This window comes from Salinisphaera sp. (assembly GCF_035690525.1).
Lineage (GTDB): Bacteria > Pseudomonadota > Gammaproteobacteria > Nevskiales > Salinisphaeraceae > Salinisphaera.
On the sequence record NZ_DASSKM010000109.1, the window covers coordinates 1 to 17,000 of the forward strand.

A 17,000-nucleotide genomic window follows, 5' to 3' on the forward strand; every position below is an offset into this window, starting at 1 on the left:
GCCGGGACGACGTTCTGATCGGCGGTACGCGTGTCGGCTACGAGTTTTATTAATGTGGCAACAAAACAGCCGAAAGATCGGCTGTTTTCAACGCCTCGCCAAATCAAGGCCGGCGCATGTCCGGCCTGGATTTGACAAGGCTTCGCGGCTTGACGCCGCGGCGGCCCGCTTGCGCGGTCCGCTTTATTAAGCCGATGGTCGTTCATCTATTTTGATGCCGGCTTAATAAAAAAAAGCCGCGCCGCTCATTGCGGCGGCTGGCTGTCTGCCAGGGCGGCGAGAATGCCGCACTCGTTCACCGGGTGATCGCCGTTGCAGGCACGTTGCAAGCGCTGCAAACGCTCTTCGAGCATGCGCAACTGCGCGATGCGCCCCTGGATCGAGCGAACCTGTTCGGCCAGCAACGTGTCGACGGCCTCACAGGGTTCGTGCGGGTGGTCGGCCAGGCGCAGCAGATCGCGCACCGAGGCGATGGAAAAGCCGAGCTCGCGGGCCCGGTTGACGAAGGCGAGGCGCTCGACGTCGGCGGCGTCGTAGTAGCGATAGCCGTTATCGCCCCGCCGCGCCGGGGCCAGCAGCCCCACGCGCTCGTAGTAGCGGACGGTGGAGGCCGAGCACGCGGCGGCGCGCGCCGCGTCGGCGATTGTAAGCATAATATTTTCCGTCGTTGACCTTGAAGCGACTTTAGGGTTGAGCCTATAGCAATTCAATACCCGTAGCGCCCGATGCCCTGCTGCAACGAAAACGACGCCCACCTGCAACACGCGCGCGGCCGGCAGGCTCGCATGTTGTGGATCGTGCTCGCGATCAACGCCGGCATGTTCGCGGTCGAATTCGGCGCCGGCTGGCTGGCCTCGTCCACCGCGCTGATGGGCGATTCGCTGGACATGCTCGGCGATGCCCTGGTCTATGGCCTGAGCCTGTTCGTGGTAGCTAGAAGCGGGCACTGGAAGGCGCTGTCGGCCGGCGTCAAGGGCTTGTTCATGCTGGGTTTCGGGCTGCTCGTTTTGGGCGAGGCGGCGGCCGAGGCGATCGCCGGCCAGGCCCCGCAGGTCGGCGTCATGGCCGCGGTCGGCGGGCTCGCGCTGATCGCCAATCTCGTGTGTCTGGCGCTGCTGACCCGCCACCGCGACGACGACGTGAACATGCGCTCGTCGTGGATCTGCTCGCGCAACGACCTGTTCGCGAACGTCGGCGTGCTGGGGGCCGCGGCGCTGGTGGCGCTCTCCGGCAGCCTCTGGCCGGACATCGCCGTCGGGATCATCATCGCCGGGTTGTTTCTGCACTCGGCGATCGGCGTCCTGCGCGATGCCCGCGCGAACTGGTCGCAGCCCACTGCCTCGCTCAGCGAACCGCAGGCCGGATACCGCTAGTGCGGCAACAGGAGCTTTTGCCATGAGCCATGATCACAACCAGGGTGATCACGACCACCACGACCACAGCCACACCGTTTCAGCCGACGCGGGCCGGCGCTATTTGTTCATTGCGCTGGGGCTGCTGACGGCGTTCATGATCGTCGAGGTCGTCGTCGGTATTATCGCGCAGTCGCTGGCCCTGATCACCGACGCCGGCGCCATCGCCCTGGCGCTGGTCGCCATGCGCCTGGCCCGCCGCCCTGCGTCCGGGCGTTTCACCTTAGGCCTCAAACGGGTGGAAATCCTCAGCGCGCAGGCCAACGGCTTGACGTTACTGCTGCTGGCGCTGTGGTTCATCGTCGAGGCGGTCATGCGGCTGATCGAGCCGCCCCCGGCGTGCTCGGCGCCAACGATCTGCACGTCTGGGAAGTGACGTCCGGCATGGCCTGCCTGTCCGCCGAGATTCTCGTGGGCGCGCACGCCGACTGCCACGCCATTCGGCGGTCGATGCAGGCCATGCTGCGCGAGCGCTTCGCCATTGAGCGCAGCACACTATAGACCGATCATGTCTCCGACGGTTCCGAACAAACGGGCCGTCCGGAAGGCCCCGGCGATTCTTGCGTGTTCGCCGGCTCCGGCCCATAGATGGGCCCATTAAATGGACCAGTAAGCGAAACACGGCGTACGTCAAAAAGAAAGCGAACGACATGCATTTTATCGATAACAAAGCCTTGGGCCAGTTGGTGCTGCGGCTGGCCGTAGGGGGCCTGGTTCTGTTTCATGGCGTGAGCAAAGTCGCGCACCCCGGCGCGTTGGAATTCATCCAGAGGCAGTTGACCGGCGCCAATCTGCCGGAGATGCTGAGCTACGGCGTCTACGTGGGCGAGGTGATCGGGCCGCTATTGATCCTGCTTGGTGTATTCAGCCGCGTCGGCGGCCTGCTGGTGGCGATCAACATGCTGTTCGCGCTGTATCTGGTGCATCTGGGCCAGATTTTCGCGCTGAGCGACCAGGGCGGCTGGGCCATCGAACTGCAGGTGTCCTACCTGCTCGGCGGCGTGGCGATCCTGTTTCTGGGTAGCGGGCGGCTGGCGATGCGGCCGGACTAGGGGCTGCGGCCCCTAAAGTTCAGCCAATGGTTATCGGCGCTTCCCAATCGAGTTATCGCGGTCCGGCGTATGGCCCACCGATAGAGTCCTCCATAGCCTGAATCCTTTCGCGTTTTTATAGCGGCCCTGCCCCGCGACTCGCCGCGGGCGCTTTGGCGATGGGGTTCCAAAGAGGACAGGCGTCAGCGCTACGTTGGGCCGTCCTCGCGGTTTCGCGCCGCGAGGACGGCGCCTCGGTAATAATCAGACACACGATCGGCGACCCGATCGCCAGCCGCGGCTATACGGGAGGCTGATCGGTAACCGCGCCCGTGGCCGCGCTGCCGACCAGGCGCATGTACTTGGCCAACACACCGCGCGTCGCGTTCGGCGGGCGCGGCGCCCAGGCGGCGCGGCGGCGCTGCAACTCGTCGTCGTCGACATGCAGGTGCAGCTTGCGCTCGCGGGCATCGATGGTGATGGTGTCGCCTTCGACGACCAGTGCGATGCCGCCGCCGACCGCGGCTTCCGGCGCCACATGGCCGACCACCATGCCGTAGGTGCCGCCGGAAAAGCGCCCGTCGGTGATCAGGCCGACTTTTTCGCCCAGGCCCCGGCCGATCAGCGCCGAGGTCGGCGACAGCATCTCGCGCATGCCGGGCCCGCCCTTCGGTCCTTCGTAGCGGATCACCACCACGTCGCCTGCCACGATCGATCCGTCGAGAATCGCGGCCATGGCCGCTTCTTCGGAATCGAACACACGCGCCGGTCCGGTAATCGCCGGATTTTTCAGCCCGGTGATCTTGGCGACCGCGCCCTCCTCGGCGAGATTGCCGCGCAGGATCGCCAGATGCCCGGACTTATAGAGCGCTTGGTCCATCGGCAAGATCACTTTCTGCCCGGCCGGCGGCTGATCCGGCACGTCGACCAGCGTTTCGGCCAGCGTCTGGCCGGTGATGGTCGGCGTGTCGCCGTGTAGCAGCCCGGCGTTCAGCAGCATTTTCATGACCTGCGGAATACCGCCGGCGGCGTGCAACTGGGTCACAACGAACCTTCCCGAGGGTTTGAGATCGCAGAACACCGGCACCTTGGCGCGAATACGCTCGAAATCGTCGAGCGTGAGGTCGACCTCGGCGGCCTGGGCGATCGCCAACAGGTGCAGCACGGCGTTGGTGGAGCCGCCGACCGCCATCATCAGCGTGATCGCGTTCTCGAACGCTTTTCGGGTCAGCAGGTCGCGCGGCTTGATGTCCTTTTCGATCGCTTGGATCAGTACGCGCGCGGATTCAGCCGCGCTTTCGGTTTTTTCGCCGTCCTCGGCCGCCATGGTGGACGAATAAGCCAGGCTCATGCCCATCGCCTCGAAGGCCGAGGACATGCTGTTGGCGGTGTACATGCCGCCACAGGAGCCGACGCCCGGGCATGCCGCGCATTCGACCCGGTGCAGACGCTCGCCGTCGATCTGGCCGGCCGCGTACTGCCCCACCGCCTCGAACGCCGAAACCAGGTTGAGGTCTTCGCCGTCGAGGTGGCCCGGCTTGATCGTGCCGCCGTAGACGAAGATCGCCGGCACGTTCATGCGCGCGATGCCGATCATCGCACCCGGCATATTCTTGTCGCAGCCGCCGATCGCCATCACGCCGTCCATCGCTTCGGCCTGAACCGCGGTCTCGACCGCATCGGCGATCACTTCGCGCGAGACCAGCGAATATTTCATCCCCGGCGTGCCCATCGAGATGCCGTCGGACACGGTGGGCGTGCCGAAGACCTGGGACTTGGCGCCGCCGCTCTCCAGCGTTTGCTCGGCGCGCTCGGCGAGCACGTTCAGGCCCATGTTGCAGGGCGTGATCGTCGAATAGCCGTTGGCGATGCCGACGATGGGCTTGTTGAAGTCCTCGTCGGTATAACCCATCGCGCGCAACATCGCGCGGTTGGGCGCACGCGCCGTACCCTGGGTGATCACCCGGCTACGACGCGGGCCGGGTTGGGACTGGTTCTCGTCGGCGGCCATGATCGCTCTCACTGACAAATGGCCGGCCATTATGCAGCCGCGCCTGCATCATGCACAAAAAAAACGGCGCCCGGGGGCGCCGTCGCGGTGCATAGCCGGTCAGCCGATCAGCGGTTCGGCTGCTTGGTCATGCGCAGATAAGGCTTGAGTTCGTTCCAGCCGTCGGGGAACTGCTGTTTTGCCTCGTCCTCCGACAGTGAAGGCAAAATAACCACGTCATCGCCATCCTGCCAATCCGACGGCGTGCTGATCTTATGGTTGTCGGTCAGTTGCAGGGCATCGATGGTGCGCAGAACCTCGGAGAAATTCCGGCCGACGCTTTTAGGATATGTGAGCATCGTCCGGATCTTTTTGTTCGGGTCGATCAGGAACACGGTCCGCACCGGCGAGGTGTCGCCCTCGTTGGGGTGAATCATGCCGTATAGCTCAGCTACTTTGCGCTCGGTATCGCCGATGATAGGAAAGTTCGGCGCGCAACCCATCGCATCGCCGATATCCGCGGACCAGGCCTTATGATCTTCCACGGAGTCGACAGAGATCACGATGGCCTTTGCATTACGCTTGGCAAACTCCTCCTTGAGCTTACCCACAGCGCCGAGCTCGGTGGTGCAGACCGGCGTGAAATCCGCGGGATGCGACATCAGCACGCCCCAGCCATCGCCGAGCCACTGGTGGAAATCGATCTCGCCTTCGGTGGTGTCGGCGGTGAAGTTCGGCGCAGTATCACCCAGTCTTAGACCCATGATGCTCTCCTTTTTTCTTGCGGGGACGCAATTGTAGCAGCGAACGCCGGCGATCACGGGGCGACCATCGACCGCCGGCAACAGCTGGTATATGGTCATCAAGCATTGCCGATACAAGATCGCGAGTCGAGGCCATGAGCAACCCAGCCGACCAGGAGGCGGTCGTCGTCTATGTCACCGCGCCCGAGCGCGAGACCGCGCGCGCCATCGCCTCGGCGCTGGTCGAGAACCGCGAGGCGGCCTGCGTGAACATCGTGGCCGGCGTGGAGTCGGTCTATCGCTGGCAGGGCGAGATCGAGGTCGACGATGAACTGCTGCTGGTGATCAAGACCCGCGCCGCCCGACTCGCCGCGATCGACGCCCGGCTCGCCGAACTGCACCCGGACGAGGTCCCCGAGCGCATCACGCTGCCGATCACCGACGGCTCGCCCGCTTATCTGGATTGGTTGCTCGAACAGACCGGGTGATGCGCATGTGGCCGCGCGCCGTGCCGGCGGCGCTGGAACATGCTGTGATCACGCCAGACAAAATGCTCGAACGTCGGCGAATATTCGATTATAAGGTGGCGAACGGCGGCGATCGGCCTTGCGCCAGTTGTATCGCGCCGAGCCATGCGGCACACTTGTCCCAGACACACGCGGGACGAGCAACGGCAGCCGTTTTCGCCTTGGTCCGGTCGCTGACTCGGCCGGCTCGCCGCGCCCGACAGGAGCGAACCGACACGCCATGGATATCCGCAAACTCAAAAAACTAATCGAGCTGGTCGAGGACTCCGGCATCGCCGAGCTGGAGATCACCGAAGGCGAGGAGTCGGTCCGCATCGGCCGCTATCCGCCGGCGGCAAGCCAGCCCAGCGCGCCGCCCACGGCTTATATGGCGGCCCCGCCGCAGGCCCCGATGGGTACTGGCACGGCGCCAGCGGCCGACTCGTCGCCCGCCTCGGCCGGCGACGGCGAAGCCGCCGTGGAGGGTCATACCATCCGCTCGCCGATGGTCGGCACCTTCTACCGCGCGCCGGCCCCCGACGCCAAGGCCTTCGTCGACATCGGCGACAGCGTCGGCCCGAACGACACGGTATGCATCATCGAGGCGATGAAGATGCTCAATCAGATCGAGGCCGAGATATCCGGCACGGTCGGCGAGATCCTGGTCGAGAACGGTCAGCCGGTCGAATACGATCAGCCGCTGTTCGTGATCAAGTGATGACGCGGCGCGGCCCGATATCCGCGCGCTACCCGCGGCATCGCCCGCGGGCATACGGCTACGCCCCCAACAAACTCGCGTCGGCGCGCGGTCGCAGCCCGATCCGCGCGACGACCTGACCCGAGGTTCACCCATGCTGGACAAGGTTCTCATCGCCAACCGCGGCGAAATCGCGCTGCGTATCCTGCGCGCCTGTCGTCAGCTCGATATTCCCGTGATCGCCGCGTATTCGACCGCCGATCGCGATCAGAAACACGTGCTGCTGGCCGAGGAAGCGGTCTGTATCGGCCCGCCGTCGGCCACGGCCAGCTATCTGAACATGGCCGTGCTCATGAGCACGGCCGAGGTTGCCGGCGCTTCCGCAATCCATCCCGGTTACGGCTTTTTGTCGGAAAACGCCGATTTCGCCGAATCGGTCGAGCAGTCCGGCTTCACCTTCATCGGCCCCAGGGCCGAGACCATCCGCCTGATGGGCGACAAGACATCGGCAATCCAGGAAATGATGGCCGCCGGCGTGCCCTGCGTGCCCGGTTCGGGCAAACCGCTGACCGCCGACGATATCGAAAACCGCGAGATCGCCGAGCGCATCGGCTACCCGGTGATCATCAAGGCCGTGGGCGGCGGCGGCGGTCGCGGCATGCACGTGGTCTACGAAGCCGACGATCTGGCCGGCGCGGTCGACATGGCGCGCCGCGAAGCCGCCAGCGCCTTCGGCAATCCGCAGGTGTACATGGAGAAATACCTGGAGCTGCCGCGCCACGTGGAAGTCCAGGTGCTGTGCGACACGCACGGCAACGCCATCCACCTCGGCGAGCGCGATTGTTCGCCGCAGCGCCGCCACCAGAAAGTGGTCGAGGAGTCACCCGCGCCGGGCATCACGCCCGAGCAGCGTGAACAGATCGGCAGCCTGTGCGTCGAGGCCTGCAAACGGATCGACTATCGCGGCGCGGGCACGTTCGAATTTCTGTACGAGAACGGCGAGTTCCATTTCATCGAAATGAACACGCGTATCCAGGTCGAGCATCCGGTGACCGAAATGGTGACCGGCGTGGACCTGGTCGCCGAACAGCTACGCGTGGCCGCCGGCGAGAAACTGCGCTATACCCAGGACGATATCGTGCTGCGCGGGCACGCGATCGAATGCCGCGTCAACGCCGAACACCCGGAAACGTTTGCGCCCTCGCCCGGCAAGATCACGCAGTACCACGCCCCGGGCGGGCCCGGCATCCGCATGGACAGCCATATGTACACCGGCTATACGGTACCGCCCTACTACGACTCGCTGATCGGCAAGCTAATCGCCCACGGCGATACCCGCGATGCCGCACGGGCCCGTATGGATATGGCGCTGTCGGAGATGGTCGTCGAGGGCATCCATACCAATCTAGCGCTGCACGAATGGATCATGAACGATCCGAGCTTCGCGGCCGGCGGGGTCTCGATTCACTGGCTGGAGAAGAAGATCCGCGAGCGTCTGGGCAAGGGCTAATACCAACCTGTAGAAAAGACACAAAGGAAAACGAAAACAGTCCGCAAATGAACGCGGAAAAACGCAAACGAAAACGAATTTTCTTTATTTTGCGTGCATCGGCGTTTATTTGCGGACTTGCTCTTTTTCTTATCGGCTATCGTTACATCATTATCACGGTTGGTATAAAGCCCACGATGAGCATCGCCTGGCTACAGATTACCGCGACCACGCATCGCGCCCAGCTCGCCGAGGCGGTGTTCGAGCAGTTCGGCGCCGAGGCGATCACCGAACTCGACGCCGGCGACGCGCTTACCGTCGAGGAAACACCGAACAGCCGGCCGGCGTTCGAGCGCGCGCGCGTGGTCGGTCTGTTCGCCCAGGGCACGCCGGCCGAGCCGATCGTGGCCGCGCTGGCCGAAGCGCTCGGCCGCGACGCCGGGATCGAAACCAACACGCTCGAAAACCGGGACTGGGCCAGCGCCTGGCTGGCCGAGCACCCGCCGCTGGTCTTCGGTGAACGTTTGTGGATCGCCCCGCACAGCGCCGCGGTGGATGCCGCCGAGGACGCCGTGGTGGTTCGCCTGGATCCGGGGCTGGCCTTTGGCACCGGCACGCACCCGACCACGAGCCTGTGCCTGCACTGGCTCGCCGGCCAGGATCTCGTCGGCAAGCGCGTGCTCGACTACGGCTGCGGCTCGGGCATTCTTGCGATCGCCGCGGCCTGCCTCGGTGCGGCCGCGGTGGTCGCCGTGGATATCGACGATCAGGCCGTGCGCGCCACGCGCGAGAACGCGATCCGCAACGGCGTCTCCGACACGATCGCCACGCCGCCGATAGGCGCGATAAAAAACGGGCCGTTCGATATCGTGCTCGCCAACATCCTCGCCAAACCCTTGATTTCGCTAGCGCCCACACTGTTCGAACTGGCCGCGCCCGGCGCGCCCGTGGTACTGGCCGGCCTGCTGACGCGCCAAGTCGATGAGGTCGTGGCCGCCTACGCGGCGGGCCTCGCCTTCGACCGGCCGCAAGTCGAGGAGGGCTGGGCCCGACTGGTCGGGTATCGGGCTGTCGCCTGACCCCGACACCGCCTTTCGTCGCCTTTTGCTCACCCCGGATTGCCGTTATAGTTCGCGCTGTTCCCACCCCGCAGGCTGATGACACGGATGCGCCACGCCGACGCCGACGATGACGCGGCCCAGCCGCTGAGTCACTACGTGGGAACGAGTCTCGATCGTTACTTCGAGTCGTTGAACGACAGCGCGCCGCCCACCGATCTCTATCACATGGTGCTCGAGCAGGTCGAACGGCCGTTGCTGGAGCGCGTGCTCGACTATAATCGCGGCAACCAGTCCAAGGCGGCCGCCATGCTCGGCATCAACCGCGGCACGCTGCGCAAAAAGCTGCGCAATTACAATCTCGATTAAGCACCTGTTTACAAATCAAATGTCTTTCGACCGCGCGGTATGAAACCGCGCGGTCGACCCAAAGGGAGAGCTCGCGCCTCTCCCCTCGGGGAACCCCATTGCTAAGGTGCCCGCGGCAAGCCGCGGGGTATTGATGAATAAAGCGCGGCGCTCGCCGCGCGCGGCGCGTTTTTTTCGCAACCAGTCCGACGCCATGACCTCGACCGCCTCCGTCACCCCGATCCGCCGCGCTCTGATCAGCGTATCCGACAAGACCGGCGTGGCCGATTTCGCCCGCGCGCTGGCCGAAGACCACGGCGTGGAAATCCTGTCGACCGGCGGCACCGCCCGTATGCTGCGCGAGGCCGACGTCGCGGTCATAGACGTAGCGGCTCATACCGGAGCGCCGGAAATCATGGGCGGGCGCGTGAAGACGCTGCACCCGAAAATCCACGGCGGCATCCTGGGCCGGCGCGGCATCGACGACGCAGTAATGACCGAGCAAGAAATCGCGCCCATCGACTTGGTCGTGGTCAACCTCTATCCGTTCGAGCAGACGATTGCTCGACCGGATACCGACCGGGAAACCGCGATCGAGACCATCGATATCGGCGGCCCGGCCATGCTGCGCGCGGCGGCGAAGAACCACGCCGATGTCACGCTTGTGGTCGACGGGGCCGACTACGCCGGCGTGCTCACCGACCTCGCCGAACATGGCGGCACCCGCGAGGCCACGCGTCGCCGGCTCGCCGCCAAGGGGTTCGCGCATACCGCCGGCTACGACCGCGCCATCGCGGCCTATCTCGCCGACGACGACCCGGCCGGCGACCCGGCCGACGACGAAGGCCGCCCGGAAGCCCTGCCCGCGCGCTATGCGCCGGTCTATACCAAGCGCGCCGACCTGCGCTACGGCGAAAATCCGCATCAGCGCGCCGCGCTCTACGCCGACGGCCGTCGGGTGGAGGCCAGCCTGGTGGAAGCCCGGGTGGCCCAGGGCAAGCCGCTGTCCTACAACAATCTCGCGGATGCCGACGCGGCGCTGGCCTGCGTCAAGGCCTTCGATCAATCGCCGGCCTGCGTGATCGTCAAGCACGCCAACCCTTGCGGCGTGGCAGTCGCGCCCGATCCGGCCGCGGCCTATCGGCGCGCCTTCGCCACCGATCCGGTCTCGTCCTTCGGCGGCATCATCGCCTTCAACACCGAACTCGGGGCCGAAACCGCCGAGGCCATCACGAGCAACCAGTTCGCCGAAGTGATTCTCGCGCCGGCCATCACCGAAGACGCGCTCGCCGTGTTTTCCAAGAAAAAGAACCTGCGCGTGCTGATCACCGGCGCTTGGCGCAAGGCCGACCGGGGCGGGCTCGTACTCAAGCCGATCGCCGGCGGCCTACTGGTTCAGGACGACGACGACCAACTACTCGATCGTAGTCAGCTCAAGGCGGTCACCGCCGTCGAGCCGACCGGCGAGCAGCTGCAGGACCTGCTGTTCGCTTGGCGGGCGGCCAAGTACGTGAAATCCAACGCCATCGTCTATGCGCGCGACGGGGCCACCGTGGGCATTGGCGCCGGCCAGATGAGCCGCGTCGACTCGGCGCGCATCGCCCGGCAAAAGGCGGCCGACGCGAAGCTCGAAATCGCCGGCTCGGTCATGGCCTCGGATGCCTTCTTCCCGTTTCGCGACGGCATCGACACCGCCGCCGAGGCCGGCGTGGCCGCCGTGATCCAGCCGGGCGGCTCGATTCGCGACGAGGAAGTCATCGCCGCCGCCGACGAGGCCGGTATCGCGATGCTGTTCACCGGGATGCGACACTTTCGGCACTAAAATCAAGCCCTGGTCGTTCGCTCCCGGCCGCGACTAGGCTACGCTGAGCCGATCGAATCGATACAGCCATCGCAGATACAGGCATGACGAAGATCGCCCTAATCACCGGCGCGGGCCGCGGCATCGGCCGCGCCTGTGCCGTCGCGCTCGATGAAGCCGGCTATGAATTGGTGCTGGCCGGGCGCCGCGAGGCGCCGCTGTCCGAAGTTGCCGGCGGGCTTTCGGGCGATCCGCTGGTCGTGCCGACCGATGTCGCCGACCCGGCGTCGGTGGGCCGGCTGTTCGCGCGCATCGAACAGCGCTTCGGCCGGCTGGATCTGCTGTTCAACAACGCCGGGCTCAACATGCCCGCGACCGAGTTCGGCGATATCGACGAGGCCGACTGGCGGGCGCTGGTCGACGTCAATCTCACCGGTTCGTTCCTGTGTGCCCGGGCCGCCTATCGCCTGATGAAGCAACAGCAACCTTCGGGCGGACGCATCATCAACAACGGCTCGATTTCGGCGCATGTGCCGCGCCCGGGTTCGGCGCCCTATACCGCGACCAAGCACGCCATCACCGGTTTGACCAAATCGATCGCCCTCGACGGCCGGGCCCACGGCATCGCCTGCGGCCAGATCGATATCGGCAACGCGGCCAGCGACATGACCGACGCGATGTCGGCCGGCGTGCCGCAAGCCGACGGCCGCATGGCCGCCGAGCCGGTGATGGCGCTCGACAACGTCGCCCGGGCGATCCGGTTCATGGCCGAACTGCCGCCCGAGGCGAACGTGCCGTTTCTGACCGTGATGGCCAACGGCATGCCCTATATGGGCCGCGGTTGAGCGGGCTCAGGCCACGATCGGCTAGACCCGGCCGAGCCCCGAACCGATAGATCAGGGCGACGGCGCCCGATACCTCCGGTTCGCGGCGCTATGCGCCGCCGCGGCTCACGCAGCGTCCAGCGGCGGCGGCGCGATATCCAGGTGTTGCGACCAATCGCGGATCTGTTCGGCCAGCCCGGGCCCGATCGGGATGCCGGCGCGCCGGCGCTCGCGTTCGGTTCGATATTCGGGATCGCCCGGCGCCATCACAGCGCTGTCCGGCCGGGCGGCCATCGCACGCGCTTCGTCGGCCATGCGCGCCACCTCGCCCGCCAGCGCATCGCCGCCGAAGAAGCGGCGCGGATCGATGGCGATCATCAGCGAGCCGAGGTTGCGGCGCGCCTCGAGATCGCCGTACATCGGCGCGATGTGCGGGCCGAACGCCATGCCGTTGAGCAGACCGCACAGCACGTCGATCATGAAACCGAGCGCATAGCCCTTGTGTCCGGCGAACGGCAGCAACGAGCGCGCGGCTTCGGCGTCGGTGGTCGTCTCGCCGTCGTCGTCGATGGCCACGCCGGGCGGCAGCGCCGTGTTATCGCGGCGTGCGTTCATTACGTAATTGAAAGGTATCGTGCTGGTGGCCATGTCCAGGCACAGCGGCGGGCCGTCGGCGCTGGGCACCGCGATGCAGATCGGGTTGGTGCCGAGAAACGCCCGGCGGCCGTTGTGGGGCGCGACGAAGGCGTCGGAATGGGTGAAGGCGATCCCGATCATGCCGCGCTGGGCGGCTTGGCGGCCGTAAAGACCGATCGCGCCGCAGTGGCTGGAGTGATAGCAACCGACCACGCCGGCGCCGGCGTCCTCGGCGCATTGCATGGCCTGATCCATGGCGAAATCGCAGACCACCATGCCGAGCCCGTGGCCGCCGTCGACCGACGCCGTAGCCGCTCCGGTACGTTCGACATGCAGGTCGGGCCGCGCCGCGATCGAGCCGCGCTCGAGTCGCTCCAGATAGTGCGGCAACCGGCCGATCCCGTGGGTATCGATTCCCCAGAGGCTGGTTTGTACCAAACAACCCGCCACGAGCCGGGCGTCGCGATCGGTCAGGAATTGGCGCCGGAGCGCGTCGGCCGCCCAGCTTTGCAGCGCTTCGGCTGCAACGACAAAACCGGTGGGAACGGGGCCATTCGTCATCGTCGGATATCCTCTTGGCTGCTGCTTCGAACATAGCGCGTCGACGGGCCGTTTGGTATAACAGGCATACCTAAGTTTTAGACGGACTTGCGCGGGTCCGTTTTAAAACAAAATCAGAGGAAACTGCACGCCATGTCCACATCGATCGCCAGCGATAGCCCGACAATCCGGCTGCACGACGACGACAACGTATGCATTGTCCGCAACTCCGTTTCGGCCGGGGCGACACTCGCGAATCCGGCGCTCACGGCGCTCACGGCGCGCGCGGACATCAGCGCCGGGCATAAGATCGCGACCTGCGCCATCAAGCGCGGGCAGCCGGTGCTGCGCTACGGTCAGGTGATCGGCTTCGCGTCGAGCGATATCGAACCCGGCGCGCACGTGCATCTGCACAATCTGGCCATGGGCGAGATCAGCCCCGACCATGCGTTCTGCCGCGACGCCCGGCCGACCCGGCTCGTCTCACAGCCCGCCGTTTTCAACGGCTATCGGCGCGCCGACGGGCGGGTCGGCACGCGCAACTATATCGCGATCGTATCGAGCGTGAACTGCTCGGCCACCGCCGCCCGGCATATCGCCGATGGCTTTCGCTTTTCCGGCGAACTCGAGCGCTACGACAACGTCGACGGCGTGATCGCGCTCACCCATCAGGGCGGCTGCGGCCTGGCCGATTCCGGCGAAGGTTTCGAGCTACTCAAGCGCACATTGCAGGGCTACGCCGATCACCCGAACGTGGCGGCCGTGCTGTTTCTGGGCCTCGGCTGCGAAGTGATGCAGGTCGGCGGTCTACAGCGAATCGAAGGTCTGCGGGACATCAAGCCGGTCCGGTCGATGACCATCCAGCAAACCGGCGGCACGCGCCGGACCATCGAGCGCGCCACCGCGCTCATCCGCGAGCTGCTGCCCGAGATCGACCGGGCCGAACGCGAACCCGTCCCGGCCTCCGAGCTGTGTGTAGCCTTGCAGTGCGGCGGGTCGGACAGTTATTCCGGGATCAGCGCCAACCCGGCGCTGGGCCATGCCGTCGACCGGCTGGTCGAACACGGCGGCACCGCGATTCTCTCGGAGACGCCGGAGATCTACGGCGCCGAACATCTGCTCACACGACGCGCGGCGTCGCCCGCGGTGGCCGAGAAACTGCTCGAACGCATCCGCTGGTGGCAGGAGTACACCCGCCGCGAGGGCGCCCAGATGAACAACAACCCCTCGCCCGGCAACAAGGCCGGCGGCATCACGACCATCCTCGAAAAATCACTGGGCGCGGTGGCCAAGGGCGGCACCACGAATTTGGTCGAAGTTTATGAATATGCCGAACGCGTGCGCGCCCGCGGTCTGGTCTATATGGACACCCCGGGCTACGATCCGGTATCGGCCACCGGTCAGGTCGCCGGCGGCGCCAATCTCGTCTGCTTTACCACCGGGCGCGGCTCGGCCTTCGGCTCGAAGCCCGCGCCTTCGATCAAGCTCGCCACGAATTCCGAACTCTACCAACGCCAGACCGAAGACATGGATATCAACTGCGGCACCGTGCTCACCGGCGAACAAAGCCTGGCCGATTGTGGCGACGATATCTTCGCGCGCATGTTGGCCGTGGCTTCCGGCGAACCGAGCAAGAGCGAGGCGTTCGGCTACGGCGACAACGAGTTCGTGCCCTGGCAACTGGGCGCGACGATGTAACCAACCGCCGGCGCAAGATGGTGTCTAGGGCTTGCCGCCGGCGCGCATGCGCCGATAGACGCCGTAGTGCTGGTCGAGATGATCGCGCATCGCCGCGTCGGCGGCTTCCGGGTCGCCGTGCTCGATGGTTTCGACGATTCGCTCATGCGCAATCAGCGCGATACGGTCCTGGCCGGGTTGCTCGAGGGCCACGGCGCGTCGATCATCCAGCCACTGGGCCATCGCGTCGTGCACCGCGGGATAGACCGGGTTGCCCGGAATCGCCGCCAGCACGCCATGAAAGGCGATATCCGTTCGCTTGAATTCGGCGTCGTTACCCAATGTTGCGGCGTTATCCGCCAGCGCGCCGCGCAGTGCATGAATATCCGCGGCCTGCGCATGCAACGCCGCATGCCGGGCCATCGCGGTCTCGAACATCGCCCGGGCGTGCTGAAAATGACGCTGGCCGTCCGCGTTCGACAACAGATGGCCCATTACGCCGGACAGCCCGTCCAACACTACCGCCGGGGTGGGCCGGATCACTCGGGCGCGCGAGCCGCTGGCGAGCGCCACCAGCCCCATCTTCTCCAGCGAAAAGAGCGCCTCGCGGATGGTCGGACGCCCGACCCCGAACTGTTCCATCAGCGCCCGCTCCGAAGGCAGGCGATCGCCGGGCTTGAAGTGCGCCGAGACGATGTCCTGCTCGAGCTGTTGGATGACTTGGTCGGATAGTTTCCTACGTTCGATCTGGTATCGGGCCATAACATTCGGTTCGCACAGCGGCTAAGCGGTGGCCGCTGCGCCGTATATTTGTTGAAGGGCGGGTCGAGGCGAGCGATTCAAGGCGAACCGCCATGCGAATACGCTTTACCGACCGACCGCGCATTTTGGATCGCGAACCGGTCACACCGCCACCCCGCCGCTCGGTGCATCATACAACAATCTGCCCCCAGGAGACTGTTGTCTCGCGCGGGCGAACAGGCCGACGTGGGTATTCGACCAAAGCGTATGTTGTGCATATAGCATGGGGCTGTTAAACATTAAACGACTGGTATAACAGGTTGACAGGCAATCTTGGTTGCCGGCTGCCTCTTGTCCCAGCTGATAACAAACGATTCGGCACTCGGAGGAGACACGACATGAAACGCAGGGACCTTCTCATTCAGGCCGCGGGCGGTTTCGGTTCGGCCATGCTGCTCGGTACGCTGCCCTCGCTGGCCTGGGCCGAGGGCGGCAAGTGCTACAGCCCGTGGAAATCCGGTACCCCGACTTTCTCCTGGCCGAAGAAGAAGCCACCGTACCGGATCGCGTTGAGCAATTCCTATATCGGCAACGCGTGGCGCAGCGAAATGGTCACGATCGCCAAGATGTATGCGCAGCGCCCGGACGTCAAACCTCTGATCGAAGACTTCAGGCTCTCCAGCGCCGGCAACGATGTAAACGCGCAGATCGCCCAGATCAACCAGATGATCCTGGGTGGCGTGGACGCCATCGTGCTCGATGCAGCCAGCCCCACGGGCCTGAATTCGACGATCGAACGCGCCGCCAGCGCGGGCATACTCATGGTTTCTTTCGACAATGTAGTGACCACCGATAAGGCGATTGCCATCAATCAAAATCAGTTCGAGATGGGCAAGCGCTGGGCCGATTTCGTGGTCGAGCAGATCGGGGGCAAGGGACATGTGCTGGTGGTCCGCGGCGTGGCGGGTACCTTCGTCGATCAGGAACGCTACAAGGGCGGCAGGTCGGTGTTCGACCAGCATTCGGGTATCCGGACCACCGAGGTCTACGGCAACTGGGACAGCGGCACGGCGCAGAAAGTCACGGCCAACGCCATTGCCGCCGGCGCGAAATTCGATGCCGTATGGAGCGAGGGCGGCGACAGCGGCGTGGTCAACGCCTTCAAGCAAAATGGCCTGAAAGTGCCGCCGATCGCCGGCGAAGCCGAGAACGGCTTCCGAATCGCGGCCGCGAAAGAGGGCTTCCCCATACTCTCGATCGGTCAGTCGGCCGGGCTGGTTGCCTTGTCGATGAAGGTCGCGCTGAGCGTCCTGCAGGGCGAAAAAGTGCCACAGTCGATCCAGGCGCCGCTAAATCCGGTGACCAACGACGACCTCGAGAAAGGCAAGAACTATTTCATGGGCATTCCGGACAGTTTCTTCGATGAGGTCGGCGTGCCCGACTGCGGGCTGGATTTCAATGCGGCCGAGGTTTATCACGCCACCACCAGTTGAGCGTCCGCGCGATT

General features: G+C 65.2%; 18 protein-coding genes. 12 read left to right on the plus strand and 6 right to left on the minus strand.

The features are described 5' to 3' along the window. The coding region (locus tag VFJ08_RS07695) for a hypothetical protein (RefSeq protein ID WP_324996611.1) at positions 1-206 on the minus strand (206 nt) is incomplete at its 3' end. Positions 207-245: 39 nt separating this feature from the next. Next, a complete protein-coding gene (locus tag VFJ08_RS07700; protein WP_324996612.1) occupies positions 246-653 on the minus strand; it encodes a MerR family transcriptional regulator in 408 nt (135 codons plus the stop codon). Between the two features lie 72 nt (positions 654-725). Between VFJ08_RS07700 and VFJ08_RS07705 the strand changes: the two genes are divergently transcribed. From VFJ08_RS07705 to VFJ08_RS07715, 3 genes are all read left to right on the plus strand, one after another. Beyond that, positions 726-1,373, plus strand: coding sequence for a cation diffusion facilitator family transporter (locus VFJ08_RS07705; protein ID WP_324996613.1), 648 nt, complete (start codon positions 726-728; stop codon positions 1,371-1,373). A 22-nt stretch (positions 1,374-1,395) separates the two neighbouring features. Continuing rightward, a complete protein-coding gene (locus VFJ08_RS07710; protein WP_324996614.1) occupies positions 1,396-1,788 on the plus strand; it encodes a cation transporter in 393 nt (130 codons plus the stop codon). Positions 1,789-2,062: 274 nt separating this feature from the next. Beyond that, positions 2,063-2,464 carry a DoxX family protein gene (locus VFJ08_RS07715; RefSeq protein ID WP_324996615.1) on the plus strand — a complete coding sequence of 134 codons (402 nt, stop codon included), beginning with the start codon at positions 2,063-2,065 and terminating at the stop codon, positions 2,462-2,464. A gap of 280 nt (positions 2,465-2,744) precedes the next feature. Here VFJ08_RS07715 and ilvD read toward each other — a convergent pair whose 3' ends face one another. Together ilvD and VFJ08_RS07725 are read right to left on the minus strand one after the other, a co-directional pair. Further along, positions 2,745-4,454, minus strand: a complete 1,710-nt coding sequence (ilvD, locus tag VFJ08_RS07720; RefSeq protein ID WP_324996616.1) for a dihydroxy-acid dehydratase — start codon at positions 4,452-4,454, stop codon at positions 2,745-2,747. Positions 4,455-4,561: 107 nt separating this feature from the next. Further along, positions 4,562-5,197 (minus strand): peroxiredoxin, encoded by a 636-nt coding sequence (locus VFJ08_RS07725; protein WP_324996704.1) that lies wholly within the window; start codon positions 5,195-5,197, stop codon positions 4,562-4,564. A 134-nt stretch (positions 5,198-5,331) separates the two neighbouring features. Here VFJ08_RS07725 and cutA point away from each other — a divergent pair, with 134 nt between their 5' ends. The 7 genes from cutA (at position 5,332) to VFJ08_RS07760 (ending at position 11,920) form a co-directional block, all read left to right on the plus strand. Further along, the gene (gene cutA, locus VFJ08_RS07730; protein ID WP_324996617.1) at positions 5,332-5,664 is read left to right on the plus strand and encodes a divalent-cation tolerance protein CutA; all 333 of its coding nucleotides are present in this window, start codon (positions 5,332-5,334) and stop codon (positions 5,662-5,664) included. A 259-nt stretch (positions 5,665-5,923) separates the two neighbouring features. Then, a complete protein-coding gene (gene accB, locus VFJ08_RS07735; protein WP_324996618.1) occupies positions 5,924-6,400 on the plus strand; it encodes an acetyl-CoA carboxylase biotin carboxyl carrier protein in 477 nt (158 codons plus the stop codon). A 133-nt stretch (positions 6,401-6,533) separates the two neighbouring features. Beyond that, positions 6,534-7,889 carry an acetyl-CoA carboxylase biotin carboxylase subunit gene (gene accC / locus VFJ08_RS07740; RefSeq protein ID WP_324996619.1) on the plus strand — a complete coding sequence of 452 codons (1,356 nt, stop codon included), beginning with the start codon at positions 6,534-6,536 and terminating at the stop codon, positions 7,887-7,889. A 176-nt stretch (positions 7,890-8,065) separates the two neighbouring features. Next, positions 8,066-8,947, plus strand: a complete 882-nt coding sequence (gene prmA, locus VFJ08_RS07745; protein ID WP_324996620.1) for a 50S ribosomal protein L11 methyltransferase — start codon at positions 8,066-8,068, stop codon at positions 8,945-8,947. Positions 8,948-9,034: 87 nt separating this feature from the next. Then, on the plus strand, positions 9,035-9,295 hold the full coding sequence (locus tag VFJ08_RS07750) for a helix-turn-helix domain-containing protein (RefSeq protein WP_324996621.1): 261 nt from the start codon (positions 9,035-9,037) through the stop codon (positions 9,293-9,295). A 193-nt stretch (positions 9,296-9,488) separates the two neighbouring features. Continuing rightward, positions 9,489-11,096, plus strand: coding sequence for a bifunctional phosphoribosylaminoimidazolecarboxamide formyltransferase/IMP cyclohydrolase (purH, locus tag VFJ08_RS07755; protein ID WP_324996622.1), 1,608 nt, complete (start codon positions 9,489-9,491; stop codon positions 11,094-11,096). A gap of 83 nt (positions 11,097-11,179) precedes the next feature. Beyond that, positions 11,180-11,920: an SDR family oxidoreductase gene (locus VFJ08_RS07760; RefSeq protein ID WP_324996623.1), complete on the plus strand. Its 741-nt coding sequence runs from the start codon at positions 11,180-11,182 to the stop codon at positions 11,918-11,920. A 105-nt stretch (positions 11,921-12,025) separates the two neighbouring features. On the opposite strand, the gene VFJ08_RS07765 is transcribed toward VFJ08_RS07760, so the two are convergent. Continuing rightward, positions 12,026-13,096 carry an Ldh family oxidoreductase gene (locus VFJ08_RS07765; RefSeq protein WP_324996624.1) on the minus strand — a complete coding sequence of 357 codons (1,071 nt, stop codon included), beginning with the start codon at positions 13,094-13,096 and terminating at the stop codon, positions 12,026-12,028. Between the two features lie 132 nt (positions 13,097-13,228). Here VFJ08_RS07765 and VFJ08_RS07770 point away from each other — a divergent pair, with 132 nt between their 5' ends. Next, on the plus strand, positions 13,229-14,773 hold the full coding sequence (locus VFJ08_RS07770; protein WP_324996625.1) for an altronate dehydratase family protein: 1,545 nt from the start codon (positions 13,229-13,231) through the stop codon (positions 14,771-14,773). A 24-nt stretch (positions 14,774-14,797) separates the two neighbouring features. On the opposite strand, the gene nanR is transcribed toward VFJ08_RS07770, so the two are convergent. Beyond that, positions 14,798-15,514: a transcriptional regulator NanR gene (gene nanR, locus VFJ08_RS07775; RefSeq protein ID WP_324996626.1), complete on the minus strand. Its 717-nt coding sequence runs from the start codon at positions 15,512-15,514 to the stop codon at positions 14,798-14,800. A 377-nt stretch (positions 15,515-15,891) separates the two neighbouring features. On the opposite strand from nanR, the gene VFJ08_RS07780 reads away from it, so the two are divergent. Then, positions 15,892-16,986 (plus strand): sugar ABC transporter substrate-binding protein, encoded by a 1,095-nt coding sequence (locus VFJ08_RS07780; RefSeq protein WP_324996627.1) that lies wholly within the window; start codon positions 15,892-15,894, stop codon positions 16,984-16,986. Positions 16,987-17,000: the final 14 nt, after the last annotated feature.